We start from the raw sequence: 448 nt of genomic DNA on the forward strand, positions 1-448 counted from the left end.
GTTTCGTAGAGTGTGACTTTTTTCAGTTCCAGGGTACGGCCAAAACGATCATGGTAAACATCCTTCAGAATATCGAAGGCGATCTTAGCCAAATTCTCCACTGTCGGTACACGATCTATCACTACCGTTTTATGTCCCGGCAGTTTTTCCAGGAAATTGCGGATGATGTAGTCTTTCTCGTAGACGATGAAAGAGTGATCCCACAGATTGACCAGGTGCTCATTGGCAAGCGCCTTGATATCGCCAAAATCCATAATCATGCCATTATCGGATTCACCATCCTGCTGCACCACATCGCCAGTCAGGGTGATTTGCAGGGTATAGCGGTGACCGTGCAAATTACGACACTGGCTGCTGTGATCCGGAATACGATGACCGGCATCGAATTCCATTTTTCGGGTAATCGTTAACATGAAAAGCTTAAGGAATTTGTAGAAGTTTATGGGTT

At 45.5% G+C, this 448-nt stretch carries 1 protein-coding gene; it reads right to left on the bottom strand.

The window, feature by feature from the left end:
• On the bottom strand, positions 1–413 hold a 413-nt coding region (gene queD, locus KDM89_RS19815; protein ID WP_212689605.1), incomplete at its 3' end, for a 6-carboxytetrahydropterin synthase QueD.
• Positions 414–448 lie beyond the last annotated feature (35 nt).

This window comes from Cognatundibacterium luofuense, from assembly GCF_018139685.1.
Classification (GTDB): Bacteria; Pseudomonadota; Gammaproteobacteria; order Burkholderiales; family Burkholderiaceae_D; genus Undibacterium; species Undibacterium luofuense.